This window comes from Alteromonas sp. G5_S2_22_S1 (genome assembly GCF_054968525.1).
The window spans coordinates 197,645-215,909 of the sequence record NZ_JBQKUJ010000002.1 but is presented as its reverse complement, the minus strand read 5'-3'; the positions used below and the strand labels follow the sequence as shown (position 1 = coordinate 215,909).

At 46.6% G+C, this 18,265-nt stretch carries 15 protein-coding genes; 4 read left to right on the top strand and 11 right to left on the bottom strand.

The genetic code is table 11. The annotated features are described in order from the left end of the window. Window positions 1-300: 300 nt before the first annotated feature. From mazG to djlA, 11 genes are all read right to left on the bottom strand, one after another. On the bottom strand, window positions 301-1,266 hold the full coding sequence (gene mazG, locus ACTRWF_RS03115; RefSeq protein WP_024015737.1) for a nucleoside triphosphate pyrophosphohydrolase: 966 nt from the start codon (window positions 1,264-1,266) through the stop codon (window positions 301-303). Further along, window positions 1,244-3,427, bottom strand: a complete 2,184-nt coding sequence (relA, locus tag ACTRWF_RS03110) for a GTP diphosphokinase (RefSeq protein WP_462835120.1) — start codon at window positions 3,425-3,427, stop codon at window positions 1,244-1,246. Before relA ends, mazG begins: the two co-directional genes overlap by 23 nt. Before the next feature lie 12 nt (window positions 3,428-3,439). Continuing rightward, on the bottom strand, window positions 3,440-4,888 hold the full coding sequence (gene rlmD / locus ACTRWF_RS03105; RefSeq protein ID WP_015066255.1) for a 23S rRNA (uracil(1939)-C(5))-methyltransferase RlmD: 1,449 nt from the start codon (window positions 4,886-4,888) through the stop codon (window positions 3,440-3,442). 150 nt (window positions 4,889-5,038) lie between these two features. After that, window positions 5,039-5,419: a holo-ACP synthase gene (acpS, locus tag ACTRWF_RS03100; RefSeq protein ID WP_015066254.1), complete on the bottom strand. Its 381-nt coding sequence runs from the start codon at window positions 5,417-5,419 to the stop codon at window positions 5,039-5,041. Window positions 5,420-5,436: 17 nt separating this feature from the next. Then, window positions 5,437-6,174 (bottom strand): pyridoxine 5'-phosphate synthase, encoded by a 738-nt coding sequence (gene pdxJ / locus ACTRWF_RS03095; RefSeq protein WP_012517308.1) that lies wholly within the window; start codon window positions 6,172-6,174, stop codon window positions 5,437-5,439. A 184-nt stretch (window positions 6,175-6,358) separates the two neighbouring features. Beyond that, window positions 6,359-7,063 (bottom strand): DNA repair protein RecO, encoded by a 705-nt coding sequence (recO, locus tag ACTRWF_RS03090; protein WP_015066253.1) that lies wholly within the window; start codon window positions 7,061-7,063, stop codon window positions 6,359-6,361. A gap of 123 nt (window positions 7,064-7,186) precedes the next feature. Then, window positions 7,187-7,468: a hypothetical protein gene (locus tag ACTRWF_RS03085; RefSeq protein ID WP_012517306.1), complete on the bottom strand. Its 282-nt coding sequence runs from the start codon at window positions 7,466-7,468 to the stop codon at window positions 7,187-7,189. A 124-nt stretch (window positions 7,469-7,592) separates the two neighbouring features. Next, a complete protein-coding gene (gene recJ, locus ACTRWF_RS03080) occupies window positions 7,593-9,314 on the bottom strand; it encodes a single-stranded-DNA-specific exonuclease RecJ (RefSeq protein ID WP_015066252.1) in 1,722 nt (573 codons plus the stop codon). A gap of 218 nt (window positions 9,315-9,532) precedes the next feature. Beyond that, a complete protein-coding gene (gene dsbC, locus ACTRWF_RS03075) occupies window positions 9,533-10,255 on the bottom strand; it encodes a bifunctional protein-disulfide isomerase/oxidoreductase DsbC (RefSeq protein ID WP_012517304.1) in 723 nt (240 codons plus the stop codon). A gap of 321 nt (window positions 10,256-10,576) precedes the next feature. Next, entirely contained in the window at window positions 10,577-11,503 is a 927-nt protein-coding gene (gene xerD, locus ACTRWF_RS03070) for a site-specific tyrosine recombinase XerD (protein ID WP_071950808.1), read from the bottom strand. Next, on the bottom strand, window positions 11,504-12,370 hold the full coding sequence (gene djlA / locus ACTRWF_RS03065) for a co-chaperone DjlA (protein ID WP_012517302.1): 867 nt from the start codon (window positions 12,368-12,370) through the stop codon (window positions 11,504-11,506). 470 nt (window positions 12,371-12,840) lie between these two features. Here djlA and lptD point away from each other — a divergent pair, with 470 nt between their 5' ends. Genes lptD through rsmA form a run of 4 tightly spaced genes read left to right on the top strand, consistent with a single transcriptional unit; the run spans window position 12,841 to window position 18,260 of the window. Further along, on the top strand, window positions 12,841-15,093 hold the full coding sequence (gene lptD, locus ACTRWF_RS03060; protein WP_462835119.1) for an LPS assembly protein LptD: 2,253 nt from the start codon (window positions 12,841-12,843) through the stop codon (window positions 15,091-15,093). A gap of 59 nt (window positions 15,094-15,152) precedes the next feature. Next, complete coding sequence (gene surA / locus ACTRWF_RS03055) at window positions 15,153-16,436, top strand: peptidylprolyl isomerase SurA (protein WP_462835118.1); 1,284 nt, start codon at window positions 15,153-15,155, stop codon at window positions 16,434-16,436. 13 nt (window positions 16,437-16,449) lie between these two features. Next, window positions 16,450-17,436 (top strand): 4-hydroxythreonine-4-phosphate dehydrogenase PdxA, encoded by a 987-nt coding sequence (pdxA, locus tag ACTRWF_RS03050; protein ID WP_012517299.1) that lies wholly within the window; start codon window positions 16,450-16,452, stop codon window positions 17,434-17,436. Next, entirely contained in the window at window positions 17,433-18,260 is an 828-nt protein-coding gene (gene rsmA / locus ACTRWF_RS03045; RefSeq protein ID WP_012517298.1) for a 16S rRNA (adenine(1518)-N(6)/adenine(1519)-N(6))-dimethyltransferase RsmA, read from the top strand. Before pdxA ends, rsmA begins: the two co-directional genes overlap by 4 nt. Window positions 18,261-18,265 lie beyond the last annotated feature (5 nt).

Genomic DNA, 18,265 nt, shown 5'->3' with positions numbered 1-18,265 from the left:
GCCCAATCCAGTCCAACTCCGTGGTAAGTGTTATGACACAACACCGGCTACGCACATTTCCAACGTGCTATTTTTATACACAGATTATAGACAAAATGGATCTACATCCCTTTGCCATAAATCAAACCTACTTAATAACCATACGCCAAAATAAAGAAGTTTCCATCTACATTAGGCTAATTCGGTAGGGTTAGCATTAACCCATAGCGCATCTCAGCATTGCACTACGGATTTACTGGCATGAAAAATGACGAGTGAGTTTATGAATAAGGTGTGTTTTTAGTTCGCAAGACGTGCAAATCACTTAGCACTTGAAGACTGCTTGACCTGCTGCCACAAAGCTTCCATTTCATCTAAGGTCAATGCGTCAAGCGTCTCGCCTTGCTTTGCCGCCAAACGCTCTACACCTTTAAAACGGTTAGCGAACTTGTTACTGGCGTTTCGAAGTGCGGTATCAGCATCTACCTTGCAGTGTCTTGCTAAGTTAACCATAGCAAAAAGTGCATCGCCAATTTCTTCTTCTATGGCATTTTGATTGTCGTGAAGCGCTTCGCCATCGGACGTGCTATTGACATGCTGCGACGCTTTTTCGGCAGCGGTTTCTGCTCGCTGCTTATAATCTAATTCTAGCTGAATCTCTTCTACTTCCTCGCGCACTTTATCAATTACAGGTGCGACATCAGGCCAGTCAAAACCTACCTTTGCACAAGCTTTCTGTAGCTTTTGCGCATACATGAGTGCCGGCATGCCTTTGGGAACGCTGTCTAAAATACTGGTTTCTGCGGCATGAACACGTTGCTCAGAACGCTGCTTTTTGAGCTGTTTTTCCTGCGCTTTAATCGCATCCCACTGTGCGTTTAAGGCAGTGTCGCTGAGCGACGTTCGCTGAAGCGCTTCGCCGCCCTTTTCACTGCCTTTCCCATCATCGACAGACTGCGCGCCAAAAACATGCGGGTGGCGACGCACTAGCTTATCACTTATGCTTTGCGCTACATCGTCAAAAGAAAATGCGCTCGTTTCACTGGCGATCTGCGCGTAGAACACAACTTGAAACAGTAAATCACCTAACTCATCTTTAATGTCGTGTATATCGCCGCTGGCTATAGCGTCAGCCACTTCATAAGCTTCCTCTATCGTATAGCGAGTGAGGCTTTCCATGGTTTGTTTTACATCCCACGGACACCCAGATTCCGGGTCGCGTAGCTGCCTCATAATTTCAAGCAGCCGCTGCATTTCGCTAAGCCTAACTTTGCTTGCGTTTTGCATCAGTAATGCCTTTAAGCTGTCTTAATCTTGTCAGCACTTTCGATACCGTTTCTAAATCCTGCACTTCAATGGATATCGTGATAAGCGCCGTTTGCCTGTTTTTATCACTTAAGCTATTAACCCCTAGTAGCGGGACGTTTTCATTGGCAAGCACAGTGGTAATGTCACGCAGTAAACCATTTCTATCATGGCAGAATATGTCTATGCCGGTTTCAAACCCTACTTTAAGCTCTTCTGACCAGTTAACCTCTATCTGACGCTCAGGGTGCTGTGACAACAAGTTCTGCAGCTGATCGCAGCTTTCTTTATGAACGCTAACTCCTCGCCCTTGCGTGATGTAGCCTAGGATAGGCTCGCCGGGCACAGGCTTACAGCAATTGGCTAATTGGCTCATTAAGTGGCCCACGCCCTGTACGACCACCGCATCTTTTTTGCCCGTCCCCGCTGCCGTTTTACGGGTTTTCACCTTAGGACTTATTTCTGGTTCTGGCGCTGGCGGTTCCTGAAGGTGATGGATAAAGTTAATCACTTGCATAACCCGCACGTCGCCCGCGCCTACGGCAGTATATAAATCGTCAAGCGTTTGCAGATTAAACTTCTCGACAGCCTCGTGTGGCACTTTGGCGGGTAAATGGGCCCGCTGTAATTCACGCTCTAAAAGCTCTTTACCTGCAGCAAGGTTTTTGTCCCTGTCCTGCTTTTTAAAGTACGAGTGAATAGTGGCTCTAGCCCGTGATGAGTGCACGTAGCCGAGGCCGGGGTGCATCCAATCTCGACTAGGGTTTGGCTCTTTACCCGTAAGCACTTCTATTTGATCGCCGCTTTGCAGCAAATAAGTAAAGGGCACTATACGCCCATTCACTTTAGCGCCAATGCAGCGGTGGCCCACATTACTGTGAATGTAATAGGCAAAATCAAGAGGCGTAGCACCTTGTGGCAAGTCAATCACATCCCCTTTCGGCGTAAACACATACACCCGGTCGTCGAACACTTGGCTGCGAAGCTCTTCAACTAAATCGCCAGATTCAGCCACTTCCTCTTGCCACGCGAGTATGCGACGTAACCAGTTTATGCGCTCGTCATAGCCCGACTGTTTACCCGTGCTGCCTTCTTTGTACTTCCAGTGGGCCGCCACGCCTAGCTCTGCGTCCTGATGCATTTTCTGAGTGCGAATTTGAATCTCAACCGACTTACCTTCAGGCCCAACGATAACGGTATGAATCGACTGGTAACCATTGGGTTTTGGGGTCGCGATATAATCGTCGAACTCGTTAGGTAAATGCTTGTAGCTAGCATGCACCGTTCCTAGCGCTGCGTAACAATCCTGTAGCCGCTCGGCAATAATGCGCACCGCGCGAATATCAAATAGCTGTTCAAACGTAAGCCGTTTTTTCTGCATTTTTTTCCAAATGCTGAAAATATGCTTAGGTCGACCGTATACCTCAGCACGGATTTGCTCTTTGTCTAGCAGGCCTTGAAGGTCGTCAACAATAGCATTGATGTATTCGGCGCGTTCTCTGCGCTTTCCGTCTAACTGTTTTGCGATTTGTTTATAAGTAATAGGGTGCAAGTAGCGAAAGGCGAGGTCTTCAAGTTCCCACTTTAACTGGCCAATGCCTAGGCGGTTTGCCAACGGGGCGTAAATGCTAGCGCATTCTCGAGCCACCATTACGCGGGTTTCTTCGTCCGCTTTTTTAACCTGTTGCAGCGCGCAAATGCGCTCGGCCATTTTAATAACCACCGCACGCACGTCTTCAACCATGGCAAGCAGCATGCGGCGAATGCTGTCAATGTGCTGTTCGTCTGACTTTTCTGCAAACCCAGACCCGTTTACTTTGCGGGCATGTAAAGACTTAATAGCGTCCATTCTGCGCACGCCAACAACCAGGTCGCGAATTTCGTCGCCGAATTCTTCATGAATGTCGTCTTCGCTTAGCGCGTGCTGTTCGCAATAAGGAAATACTAAGGCGGCCTGAAGCGTCGCGTCGTCCATATTGAGCTGACACAGAATCTCTACCATTTCCTGACCGACTAACAAGCGCTCAGGAATAGACGATACAGCGCTAAGCTTGTCTTTCGTTTCTGCGTGTAAATTCAGGCTGTCTAGCCACGCTTCGAAGGGTGGCCGGTCGGCTTCGTGGACCTTTCTTGTCGATACCATATCCGTTACTCGCTACTGCTGCCTTTGCGTAAACAAGGCCATCATTTCCATGTGATGGGTGAAGGGGAACATCTCTGCTACGCCCGCTTTTTCCATTTCATAACCCCCGTTTATCAACACTTTTGCGTCTCTAGAAAACGTACTTGGGTTGCAAGAAACATACACTATCGTTTTTGGTAGTGCTTTTACAAGCGCGTGACAAACCGTCAAGGCTCCCTCTCTTGACGGGTCGAGCAATACTTTATCAAAACCCTGCTGCAAAGACGCTTCGACGTTAGCCTTATTGGCCAAGTCTAAATGCAGCCACTCAACGTTTTCAATGCCCTGTTGCTGTGCATTATCTCTAGCACGGCGCACCATCTCTGCAACCCCTTCAATTGCCTGTACCAAGGCGCCCTTTTTCGCAATGGGCAAGGTAAAATTCCCTAAGCCGCTAAACCAATCAGCGATACGTTCATTAGGGCGCGGGTCTAGCCATACTAAAGCCTGATTGATCATTTTTTCGTTAACCACTTTATTAATTTGGATAAAGTCGTTAGCACTGGGGGAAATCGAGCAGCCGTCAACGGTATGCATAATTAAGCCCTGAGCTTCCCCTACACTGCGCAGGCGACCTTGCTTATTTTCAAGCACCACATCTAAACCATGAGCTTTAGCAAAAGCATCTACCGTTTCGATAAGCGCATCTTCTAGTGCCTTAGTGTGTTTAATAACTACTTGCGCCCTGTTGTCGCCAGCAATAAGGCTGATATGCCCAATATGGCGCGCGCTATCATACCCCTCTAGCGCATTACGCAACGGGCCTATAGCCGTTGATAGTGGGTTAACGAGTATAGGGCAGGTGTCAAGGTTAACTACTTTGTTGCTGTTGGCCTCTCTGAAACCCAATTTAATATTATCTGGGTTGCGGGCATCAATAGCTAACCGCGCTTTTCTGCGATATTGAGGGCGCGGTCCTACCAGTGGAGCTTGCCAAACGCCACTACCGATAGAAAGCTGACGCTCCATCATAGTTTTAAGCGCGTTATCTCTGTACGCTAACGCAGCGTCGGCATCAATATGCTGCAACTGACAGCCACCGCAAGCTTCAAATACCGGGCAGAAGGGGGGTTGCCGCAATTCGCTTGGCCCTTGGATGCTAATTGTTTTAGCACTAACAACCTTCTTTTTGCTCGATATCACCTCTATGTCACAAGTTTCACCGGGTAGTGCACCTTCAACGAAATACATCGTAGCGCCGCGAGCCACGCCCTGTCCCATCCAATCTAATTCCTGGATGGTTATGGCATTATTATTGGCGTCTTGCGCGGTATTGTGTTCTTTTGATTGCTTGCTTTTTTTAAACCTAAGCCCGGCGACTTGCGCATTCGCCCTAGCACTTCCCTTCGTGTTTGTCTGAGCTTGGGATGGGGTTGTTTTATTTTTTTGCTTAGCGCGAGACTGTTTAAAAAGGTTTGCCAAGGGCGACTCCGGATACCTGTATTAACGTAATTAGGTGTAAATAGGGTCTGTTGACCGTTGATATTAGCCCACAGAGACTAAGGGTAAATCTACCTTGTAGGTAAGAGCGCCGCGTATCGAGAACGCTGCGTAACGAAAAGCTGCACTTTTCTATACTGTCTCTAGTATAACGGTGGCCACCGCATAATGCTGCTCATCTGAAATACTCACCACACTTCGTGTAATACCCCTGACTTCACACATCGCTGCGAACTCGCCAGAAAAGTGTAGCTCTGGCGCGCCAAGGTTATTGTTGCGCACTTCAATATGCTGCCAGCTTATGCCGTTTCCTATGCCCGTCCCTAACGCTTTCACCGCCGCTTCCTTTGCCGCAAACCGTTTTGCTAAAAAACGTACCGGGCTGGCATGTTCGCAGAACTGTTGCCATTCAGCAGGTGTAAGCACCCGCTTTGCCAAACGTTCGTTGGCGGTCTCGCCTTTTCCAAGACGCGAAATCTCAACAATGTCAGTACCGAGCCCTGCAATCGCCACGTTTTATCTTACCTTTATTAAATGCCCGCTCGCGCTTCAAGCATTAGCTTACGCATATCGGCAACGGCTTTGTGCAATCCGTCAAACGCCGCCCGTGCAATAATGGCGTGGCCAATGTTGAGTTCAATAAGCTGAGGAATAGCCGCTATCGGTTTCACGTTGTGATAGTGAAGCCCGTGTCCGGCGTTAACTTTCAGCCCAAGGCTATCGGCGTATTCGATACCTTCAACTAAACGCGCAAGTTCTTCTTGCTGCGCTTCTTCACTAGTGGCTTCTGCATACTGCCCGGTGTGAATTTCAATGTAAGGCGCATTACAGGCAGCGGCAGCGTCAATTTGCGCTTTGTCGGCATCGATAAACAGAGATACAAGAATATTTGCATTGGCAAGCCTATCACACGCCGCTTTAATATTATCGACGTTACCCGCGACATCAAGCCCACCTTCTGTGGTCAGTTCTTCGCGCTTTTCAGGCACTAAACAACAAAAGACCGGCTTCACTTCTTCAGCAATGGCTAGCATCTCATCAGTTACTGCCATTTCTAAATTCAAACGGGTATTGATAGTTTGCGCTAAAATGCGTACGTCGCGGTCTTTAATATGCCGGCGGTCTTCACGCAAATGAACAGTTATGCCGTCTGCACCAGCTCTTTCTGCAATATCTGCAGCATGCACTGGATCAGGGTAATGGGTACCGCGCGCATTGCGAAGCGTTGCGATATGGTCGATGTTAACGCCTAATAAAATCGTGCTCATTTCACCACCTAGCATGTAAGGGCATGGACAATTGTACCCTTCATATAAAAATTTCTATTAACAACGGGGTCACGTCGTTTCAACGTGCGGCAATTGTAGCAAATTTTTTTATCTAAGGTGTCGATTAAGCGCTTGTGTTACGAGAAAATAATCCGAAAAACGGTGACGATACGTTAGGGTTTCATTAGCGCGGTTTAGTCATAAATAGCTCTCGACTTTTTAACGGCTTGTCCCCAATCAGCGGCTTGAGTAAATCGCGACACAGTACCTTTGCGACCTTTTTGCTCAATGGTGTGAATTCCCCCTGAGATAGGCTAAGTAATGCTGTACCGGGAATTCCTCTAGCCCCTACTACGTCATCGGGAATCTGTATAAAACCAGCATCTAGCTGAAAGTGATAGCGACCGTTTTCTTCAATAGGCATTTCGTATTCAACATCACTGGTGAAATCAGGAAGCAACCCCATTTCATCAAGAAGAGCAAACTCTAGCTGCCGTAACGTCACTTCAATGTCAGCTTCATCTCGCAACGCCAAAAGCGCAGCTTCATAGGCGCTATATACTCCATCACTGGCTAGCCCCTGGGGCATTATTCTATTGGTCAACTCATTGACATACATTGCACAAAATAAAGCGATGCCAGTGAGGGAAATTGACGGCGCTACACTTTCCACGTGACGTAAATTCTTTAAATCAGATTTACCACTTAGCTGCAGACGCAAATGCTGAAAGGGTTGAAGCAGGCTCTTTTTATCAGACTTGCTGTTTTTTACCCCCTTTGCGACGGCACTTATGCGGCCTTCTTCTAACGAGAAAAAATCAACAATATAGCTGGTCTCCCTGTAAGGGCGTCTATGCAATACATAGGCGTTTAACCATTCGTTATTCATTGTTGCTCTCTGTAATAGTAGGGGGTTATAACAAGGCCGTTTATGTTTAACCGGCGGGATCATTCGCTGTCAGCTTTAAAAGCAAAGCACAGGAAGGCTCAAGCCAGCGGTGGGCGCGCCGTGCTAACTGCGCTTAATACGTACTACCTTCATGGTTTCAAACTCTATGCCCGCCACATCTTCTACGTGCCGATAGTAAGTGACATTAACCCGCGCGCCTTTTAGACTCTGGTATTGCTGCTTACGCCGGTAAATAAACGGTACATCAATACCTTCCAACATAATGGTGTGGCGAACCCAATCACTGTCTTTCTCTTCCCGCTGCACGTGAGAGATCACTTTAGCATTGTCTGTCTGGTTAAGTTGTTTGTGTTTTTCAACCAGCTTTTCTCTTTCGCTCTTCACCGTCGAATTACCTATTTACCTTACTTTCTACCCACACTCATAATACGTGCAATCTTTTAACTTACCGGTTTTATTTGCGCACAACCCAGCCCATCGGCCCGCCAGTGTTGCGCCCGCATTAAAACTACAGGGCTTCTATTTGCTCAACAATAAGCTGAACCGTTTCTTGTCCTCTGAATACGTTAATATCAAGGCGATAAGCTATATGCACACGCTTAACCATGGCATTAGGCCACGCTTTCAAGTCCACATTAAACGCTATAGCATCGACTTCATTAGCCCCGTCGCCTTTTAACACCATCTTAAGGTGTTTTTGCCCAACTAAGCGCTGGTCAAGAAGCGAGAATTCACCGTCAAAAAGCGGTGACTCAAAACCTTGTCCGAACGGGCCCGCTTGGCGAAGCAAATGGGCGAAGGGTAAGCACAGTTCGCTGGCGGATAAGTCACCATCAGAAAGCAGGGCATGGTTTCCATCTAATTTAGCTAAATGTTTACCGGCAATGTCGATAAACGCACGCTCAAAGTCACGCAGTTTAGCTACCGGCAGGCTAAGACCCGCCGCCATCGCATGGCCACCGAACTTCTCGATAACGCCAGGGTATCGTGTATTAACTTCATCGAGTACGTCTCGAATATGAACGCCGGGAATAGAGCGAGCAGAACCTTTAATAATAAGGTCATCTTGGTGCGCAAAGGCAATCACGGGCTTAAGGTATTTCTCTTTTAAACGCCCAGCGACAATACCAATAACACCTTGGTGAAAGTCTTCGCGATAGACCACCAGTGCGCTTGGCATATCGCCTTCATCAAGTACCATTTGCTCTAGTGCCATTTCTGCCTGCGCTTTCATGCCCGTTTCTATTTCTCGTCGCTCTTTGTTGAGTGCATCAAGTTCGGCGGCAATCATACGCGCTTGAATCGTGTCATCTTCTAATAAACACGCAATGCCTTGAGACATATCATCTAAGCGTCCAGCGGCATTAAGTCGTGGGCCTACCACAAAACCTAAATCTGTTGACGTTAAGTGGGCACAATCCCGATTTGCCATTTCCACCAGCGCTTTAATGCCAGGCCTACACTGCCCTGCACGAATACGTTGAAGGCCTTGATGTACTAATATTCGGTTATTTTTATCCAACACGACAACATCGGCCACCGTACCTACAGCAACGATATCAAGCAGTGATGCCAAGTTAGGTGGAGCTATGCCAGCTTTTTCAAAATGCCCTTGCTGCTGTAGCTTGGCTTTTAACGCAAGCATGATGTAAAAAGCAACGCCCACCCCTGCCAAATTTTTAGAAGGGAACTCGCACCCAGGTTGGTTAGGATTCACTATCGCATCAGCTGGCGGAAGCACATCGCCCGGCAAGTGGTGATCGGTAACGACAACTTGTATTCCTAACCCTTTTGCATGGGTAACACCGTCAATACACGATATGCCGTTATCCACGGTAACAATAATATCTGCGCCCTGCTTGGCTGCTTCATCAACAATAGGAACGCTGAGCCCGTACCCAAAGTCGAATCGGTTAGGCACAAGAAAATCTACGTTATCAAAGCCCATTGCCCGTAGCGCCAAAATACAAACCGACGTACTAGTTGCACCGTCGGCATCAAAATCGCCAACAATGATAATGCGTTTATTTTGTTCTATCGCTGTGGCAAGAATTTGCGCGGCCTCAGGCATTCCTTTTAGCGCGTCAAAGTGAGTAAGCCCTCTAAGCCCGTTTTCCAAATCATCGATATTCGCAATATTACGACCTCGGTAAATTCTATCAATAACGGGGTGTAAGTCGGAACTTAAGGATGCACCGCTTATCTCGCGGCGAACAATAGGCAAAATCATGAGATACCACTAAACCAAAATTGTAATTACAGCTAACGATGCACAGGATGAAGGTGCTGATACCCCCAAACAAGATTGCTTATTCAATAAGTCAAAGTTTCACTGTGCGAAAGCTGTGATGAAAATCTTTTAGGGAAGAACTGGAGAAATCATACCGCAGAAAAAGAAAAAACGCACAAGTGCGTTTTTTCTATAAACTTAAGGCGTGTATTAACGCGTTACTCTGTCGCTGCTAATGCCTTCGCTAACATTTTAGCAGGTTGATACCCTGGGATAAGTGAACCATCAGGTAACACAATATTTGGCGTGCCGTTCACCCCTAATTTTTGCCCCAGCATATATTGTTCAGCGACCTTGTTTTTACAACTTGCGCTTGCAACATCGCTTCCCGCTTTCGCTTTAGTCAGCGCTTTTTGAGGATCTTTAGCACACCATACCGATACCATATCGTCGTAATTCTGGCTGTTTAAACCAGAACGGGGAAAGGCAAGATAATGAACGGTAATGCCCGCATCGTTCAACTCATCAATTTCGTTATGAAATTTACGGCAATAACCGCAGGTAATATCGGTGAACACGCTAATTTCGTACTTCTCGTTTTCCGCTTTAAACGTAATTGACGACGACTTCATTTGTTTTACGCCGTCTTTACGCAATCCTGATAGGGCAAGCTCTGTTTCGTTACGCATTTCTTCATCAATGTTAAAAACCCGCGCTTGAAGCAAGTATTGCCCGTTTTCGCTCACATAAAATAACCCGCGGTTAGTAGAGACTTGCACCAAGCCTGAAACGGGTGAATCAGCAATCGTTTCCACGTCTAACCCTAACATTGAGGTTAGCTTGTCGCGAATGGCGGCTTCATCTGCAGCCTGTGTACTTATGCTCAACAAAGAACCTACGGCAAAGGCGCCGGCTAACAACATTTTCTGTACTGCTTTCACTTCAAATTACTCCATTGCGCCAATTTGGCTGCTACGCAGATGCTTCATCTTTTCGCCCAAGGCAACTAGCGCACCTGCTGATAATCTTCACTTTATAAACCTTTAGGCCGAAATTCATAAGCCCCGCAATAATAAGAGCGTACAAAGCGCAAAATAATTGCATTAAATTTAACTATGCTTTTATTTTACTGAACGCGCTTTGCGTTACTTTACGGCCATATTTGACTTACCTCAATCCTATCATACGCGCTGCAATTTTATATACGGCCATACCGAGCCTCATCGTACATAGGTGCCAACTTGTAGCATTAATGCCCCACTTTAGCCCCTAGGGTGATGACTGTGAATCAACGTTTGCAACCTTTCAGTGGCTACGTGCGTGTATATTTGGGTTGTCGATAGGTCGCTATGTCCCAACAACATTTGAACCACTCGCAAATCAGCCCCGTGGTTGAGCAAATGCGTGGCGAAAGCATGTCTTAGGGTGTGAGGAGACAAGTGCTGCTCTATTCCCGCCTTTACTGCATAATATTTAATGCGATGCCAAAAAGTTTGCCGCGTCATCTTTTGGCCCCGCTTACTGAGGTACACAAAATCAGAGGTTTTAGTAGCGAGTATAGGTCGCGCTGTTTTGATATAGGTAAGCAGCCATTCTATGGCTTCCTCACCTAGCGGAACTAAACGCTCTTTATTACCTTTGCCTACCACCCGTACCACACCTTGCTGAAGGCTTATCTGGTCCATCGTTAAACCGATAAGTTCACTGACTCGAAGTCCAGTAGCGTATAGCACTTCAAGCATGCTTCTATCTCTGCATTCAATGGGGTCGTCGGTTTGGGGGGCATTAAGCAAATCTTCTACCTGCTGTTCACTAAGTGAAGCAGGTAACGCTTTAGGTGTTTTCGGGTTCGACAAGGCAGAGACCGGGCTGTCCACTCTTATCTGCTTACTAATAAGGTAAACAAAGAAGGCGCGAATAGCACTTAGCGCGCGCTGAGTACTGCGGGTAGATAAGCCTTTATCATGACGATAAGCAAGGTAGTCTTGAAGCTGTTCAGTACTCAGCACTGCAATGTCTTTTATGCCTTGGTTGTTGCTGAAAACAGCAAGCTTACTAAGGTCAGTACGGTAGCTTTGTTGGGTGTGCTCTGACAAGCCCTTTTCCAGCCATAGCATTTCGATAAAGCCATCAATATGTGCCTGACTTGCTGGCGGCACATAGGTTAACTCACGCTTTGTTTTTGCCATTTAAAAGCCACGCTTTTGCTTAATCAACTCGTAAGCCGACTGAATGTCTTGGGCCTTCTTTTTCGCAATTTCCATGGCTTGCTCCGGTAAACCCTTAGACACTAACTTATCAGGGTGATGCTCGGCCATTCTTTTTCTGTATGCCCGTTTTATTGTTTTTTCATCATCAGATGAAGCAACACCCAATATGCGATAGGCATCGTCTAGGCTTTGCTGCTCCGAGTACGCCGACTGCTGACCTGCGCGGCCGTGTTGACGCTGACCCGCACCAGAATGAGTGCGTTGCCCTCCCCGCTGTCTAAAGCGGATTTCCGCTTCATACATCGAGATTAAGTAATCTAAATCACGGCGTCTAAATCCAAGTGGTTTCGCTACTTTTTCAAGTACGTTGTATTCTTCTTGAGAAAGTTGACCGTCAGCAAAAGCCGCTTGTATAAGGATTTCTAGAAATACCTGAAGGATATCTCTTCTGCCGTGGCTGGCATCGTAAAAGCCTTTTAACGTATCCACCAAAGGAAAGTCTCGTGCCTTGCCTTCTCTAAATGCATCTTGCGCTTCACGGCGGGCATCACCGGTCAGGCGCATCTCATCCATCAGCGCCGTTGCAATTTGAATTTCACGGTCGGTAACTTTGCCATCCGACTTTGCCAAATGCCCAAGTGCGCTAAATAAGCTATGAAAGAAAATGGCCTGCTGCTTGAGGTTATCTTGGTCGGTAAAAAAGCGCCCAAAGCCACCTAGCTGATTGAAATCTTGTCGATATGCTTTATCAAAAAAGTGCCCGACTAACAGCCCTAAAATGGCACCGGGTATTTTTAAAAACATGAAACCAAATAAGGCGCCGAGGATTTTTCCCCAAATTGACATCTCGTCATACTCCGTTAGTGCACGATATAAAAAGGTGATGTTTGAATTACCTATCCACGCCGCATTCAGCGCGCTAAGTAATCCATCATATCAAATACATAAGTGAATAAACTAGGGCTTAATGACCTGTGCTGCAAACCAAAAACTCGTTGTCAAAAGACCCGTTTAACCTTTGGTCTGCACCCTGTGAAATCAAGCGACACCGCAATATTTATTCAGCACTTGGATAAGTTGTACGTATAAAAGTGCATTTTTTTGCCTGAATGGTTGGTAATTATGCCAGAAGTGCTTAGAATTGGGCGCTTAAATAAATAGTAATAGCGAGTGATTCATCCCTACCTGCTAAAACATAAGTGGATAAAGGGCACTATCACTGGTTTTTTTAAACGTTATGTCGAACTAACCGAGACGCGTGCCGTCTTATTTGGGTTTATAAGCAACATACAACAAAACAGGCCACTCATTAACGCATGAAAAAGACCTGCGCCATGCTTGTTTCCGCGACTCTTTTGCCTACAGTCGCGTTTGCACAGGAAACGACAGCTTCAAATTCTAAATCAGACTCAGATGCAGTGCCTCTAGCATTTTGCTCAGTCGAGCCTGTTACCTTCAGCAGCCAAGCGTTAATGCCTAAAGGCCACGTGAAGGTTGAAGCCAACCGTACTGAGATTATCCAAGATACCGTAGCGCTGTTTTCCGGCAATGTAGATATTACCTCAGACACTGCGGTTATCAGCGCTTCTCAGGCGCAAGTCAACGGAAGCGGTCGCGACTTGATAGCGAAAGGCGACGTTACTTATCAAGATGCGCAGCTAAAAGTAGAAAGTGATGTGGTAACGCTGCGCTCTGAAGAAGAGCGTTTAGAAATGCAAAACACCCGTTACCAGTTAACGGGCTTTGTTGGTCAAGGTTCAGCAAAAGATATTGTGTTAGATACCGATACCGGCATAGTACTAAAAGAAGTAAGCTTCACAACATGCCCCGAAGGGGATGAAGACTGGCTTATTCGCGCGAGTGAAATAAGCCTGGAAAAAGGAACGGTGTGGGGACAAGCCAAGCACACCCGTTTCTACATTGCCGATGTGCCCGTTTTCTATCTGCCCTATTTTGCCTTTCCTGTCAGTAATGAACGTCAAACTGGCCTACTGTTTCCCGAGCTTACGAGTTCAAGTAGAACGGGCGTCGACTATACCCAGCCTTTTTATTGGAATATTGCGCCTAACTACGACATGACTATCTCGCCTCGCCTGATGAGTCTTCGCGGCCTTCAGCTAAATACTGAGTTTCGTTATTTAACAGCCCGTAGTCAGGGTAAAGCATACGTAGAATACTTGCCTAGCGACTCTGACATTACAGGTAACCCAGACCGCTACTTTTATCGTTTTGAGCATCAGGGCCTGATAGCCGATAACTGGCTCTTAAATGTAGATTTTAACGGTTTGAGCGATGACAACTACCTTGTCGATTTAGGCTCAGACTATTACAGTCGCGCCGATACACATCTTTACCGCAGTGTGGGCCTGAGTTATTACTCGACCAATCTATCGGTAAATATGCACATAAAAGATTTTGAAGTACTTGGCGACACCGCTGATAGCTATCGCGCCGTTCCTGAAATCAAAGTTAATTACACAAAGCCCTTGGGCGAATACTTTGAATTCAACCTCGACTCTGAAGTCGCCCATTTCGACAATACGCTAGACACGGCCCCCACCGCCACCCGTTTTCACGTAGCGCCAACACTTGCCATGCCGCTAAGAGCAGCATGGGGCGAATTTGTTGCCGAAACCACCTTATTTCAAACGGTCTACCAACAAGATAATGTGGAAGGAACGGACCTAAAAGAAGACGTAGAACGAACCCTTGGTCAGGCTCGCCTTTATGGTGCCCTGTACTTTGAACGAGATACCTCTTGGTTTAGTGACGACATGTCCATGACGTTAGAGCCGAAAGTTCAGTATTTATATACGTCATATGAAGACCAAACGGCGATTGGTTTTTACGATTCTACGCCCCTTTTAACCGACGTTGAGGGGCTGTTTCGAGGTCAGGAGTTTACTGGCCTTGATAGAATTAGCGACAACAACCAAATTACCCTTGGTGCAACCACGCGCATGTTAGATAAAAACAATCGGGAACAATTTGTTCTTAGCGTGGGTCAGATATTCTACCTTGAAGATAACGAAGTCGTTGCAGCGACCAAAAATCAAGATCGCTCCGCCTTAGCGGCTGAAGTAGACTGGCGCTTTAACAATAACTGGTTTTTCCATTCTGATGTGCAAGTGACCACTGACACAGACAAAGTTAACTTAAGCGGTGTGGGTATTGAATACCGCAAAGACGATTCGCGCTTTATTCAATTAAGTCATCGCTATGTTCGCGATCTCAGTGGCGAAACCATAGACCAAATTGGTATTTCTGCTAGCTGGCCTATTTCTGAAAATTGGCAGTGGGTAGGTCGTACTTATCGCGATCTAGAGCGCAACAGAAGTGTAGAGACTTACGCAGGCATTCAATACGAATCATGCTGTTGGGCCGTGCGACTAGTAGCGCAGCGCAGTTTGAACAACCGCTACAATGATAGCGGCCAACAAACGACGGACGACTTCGATTCCGGTATTTCGCTGCAATTTATCTTTAAAGGAATAGGTTCGTCGGGAACCCAAAGAAGCATGCTTCAAGACGGTATGTTTGGCTATCGTCAGCCTTATAGTTTAAATTAACCCGCAGTTAAGCGTTTATGAGCGCTTAAGTGCAATTAACCAATAATAAAAGAGTGTGTATGAAGTTCATTATCCGTGCATTGATGTTAGGTGCCCTACTCTCGTTTAACAGTATTGCGCAAGAAGTTATGCTTGACCGCGTTGCTGTAATTGTCGACCAAGGCGTAGTGCTTGAAAGCGAAATTGATGCCCTTGTACAAGAAGTTAAACGCAACGCTGCAGCGAATGATCAACAGCTGCCCTCTGATCGTGCGCTTCGTACACAAGCAATCGAGCGTTTAATAACCAAAAGCCTGCAGCTACAAATGGCTGAACGCATGGGTATTCGTATTAGCGACCCTCAGTTAGAACAAACCATTGGCAACATCGCTTCTAACCAAAACGCCACCGTTGAGCAGCTTCGTGCCCAATTAGCCGCAGAAGGGATTGCTTACGATGATTACCGCGAAGATATTCGTGAAGAAATCATTATGGGTGAAGTGCGCCGCGCTAACGTGCGCCGCCGCGTTTATATTACGCCTCAGGAAATTGAAACCCTTGTTGACCTTATCGAGCAGCAGGGCGCGCAGCAAGCAGAATATCGCTTGGGCCATATCCTTATCGGTTTCCCACCTGAACCGACAGACGAAGACATTCAAGCAGCGCGTGAGCGTGCTGACAAAGTAATCGCGTTATTAGAATCAGGCTCTGATTTCGCAAAAATTGCCATTGCGTCATCATCAGGTAACGAGGCGCTAGAAGGCGGTGATATGGGATGGCTTAATATCAATGCCATGCCAACACTATTTGCCGAAGCTATCCAAAACAAAGATAAAGATGCGCTTGTGGGCCCTATTCGAAGCGGTGCTGGCTTTCACATTTTGAAAGTGCTCGATACGCGCGGTATTGAAAAAGTCACTGTGGAGGAAGTAAATTCACGCCATATCCTTGTTAAGCCATCAATTATTCTTAGCGAAGACAAAGCAAAAGCCATGTTAACGCGCTTCAAAGAAGAATTGAAAAACGGTGAAGCGGAATTTGCCGACCTAGCTAAAGAGCATTCAGAAGATCCAGGCTCAGCCCTTCGCGGTGGCGAATTAGGTTGGTCTGACCCAGGCAATTATGTACCTGAGTTTAAAGAAGCGTTATCGCAGCTTGAGCCTGGCGAGTATAGCGACCCTGTGCGCACAGTTCACGGCTGGCACTTAATACAGCTTATCGACCGCCGCATGGATGACGCCACAGATAAGCGAAAAGAAGACAAAGCGTACCAGCTAATCTTCAATAGAAAATTTTCAGAAGAAACCGAGAACTGGTTACGTGAAATGCGCGATGCCGCTTACGTAGAAGTTATCGATTCATAACAATAAGTTATTCATGAGTAAACCAATTAAAATAGCAATTACACCGGGAGAGCCGGCAGGTATCGGGCCAGATTTAATTATCAAACTGGCCCAAGAAGCATGGCAAGCTCAGCTTGTCGTGTTCGCCGACGGTGACATGCTCAAAGACCGAGCCGCCACGTTAGGCCTTCCTCTTACACTTATCGATTACGATGAAAATAACCCGCAGGTACAAGCTGCGGGTTCGTTGTTTATAAAGCAAATAGATAAATCAGTGAAAGTGACTGCGGGTGAGCTTGATAGTGAAAATGGCTTGTATGTAGTAGAAACGCTGCGCCAGGCTTGTCAGGCAAATATTAATGGCGACTTCGACGCCGTTGTTACCGGCCCGGTTCACAAAGGCATTATTAACAAAGCTGGCGTGTCGTTTAGCGGTCATACCGAGTTCTTTGCGTATCAATCTAATACCATTGACGTGGTGATGCTACTTTCCACTGAAGGGCTTAATGTAGCGCTTGCTACAACCCATATCCCTCTTGAATATGTAGCAAAAGCCATAACCCGCGAGCGACTTTACAAAGTTATCCATATTATCAATACCGACCTGAAACTGAAGTTTGGTATTAAAGAGCCTCATATTTATGTGTGTGGTTTGAACCCTCACGCCGGTGAAGACGGTCATATTGGTACTGAAGAAATCCATACTATTATTCCTGCGCTAAATGAATTGAGGGAAGAGGGGCTAAATATTACGGGTCCTCTACCTGCAGATACTATTTTTCAACCTAAATACCTTGAAAATGCCGACGTGGTGCTTGCTATGTATCACGATCAGGGCCTTCCCGTGCTAAAATACAAAGGTTTTGGGGCGTCAGTGAATATCACATTAGGGTTACCTTTTGTTCGTACTTCAGTTGATCACGGTACTGCATTAGATTTAGCCGGTACCGGAGAAGCCGACGCCGGTAGTTTCAGAAAAGCATTGGAAAAAGCCATTGAGCTTGCACATCATCAACAATGAGTAAAACACATTTAGGCCATACGGCCAGGAAGCGATTCGGTCAGAATTTCCTTCACGACGACTACGTGATAGGTAAAATTGTTGCGGCCATCGCCCCTAAAAACGAACAGAACTTGGTGGAAATAGGGCCGGGTTTAGGCGCGTTAACAGACCCCGTTTGCGAAGAAGTCGACGCATTAACGGTTATAGAACTAGATCGAGATCTTGCCAAACGTTTGCGCCATCATCCGTTTAATGGTGAAAAGCTGACTGTTATAGAGCAAGATGCAATGACCATGGACTTTGGCGCGCTGTCTAAAGAGATGCCGCTCAAAGATAAAAAGCTGCGTGTTTTTGGTAACTTGCCTTACAACATTTCAACGCCGTTAATGTTCCACCTTTTTGATCATGCTCATTGCATTGAAGATATGCATTTTATGCTGCAAAAAGAAGTGGTTAACCGCTTAGCAGCAGGTCCCGGTTCAAAGAACTACGGTAGACTTTCGGTAATGGCGCAGTACTACTGCCATGTGATCCCCGTATTGAATGTTCCACCCGGTGCGTTTAAGCCGCCGCCGAAGGTAGATTCAGCGGTAGTGAAACTTGTCCCGCATCAGTCGCCACCGGTTGACGTTGTGTCTGTTAGTACGCTAGAGCGGGTTTGTGCACAGGCTTTTAATCAGCGCCGTAAAACCATTCGTAACTCACTTAAGGACAGCTTAAGCGAGGAAGAAATTCGTGAGCTAGGTATTGACCCTACCTGTCGCGCTGAAGTGCTATCTCTCAATGATTTTGCCACCATTGCCAACGCAGTGTCTGCAAAAGAGAGTCAACAAGAGCAATAGCCATC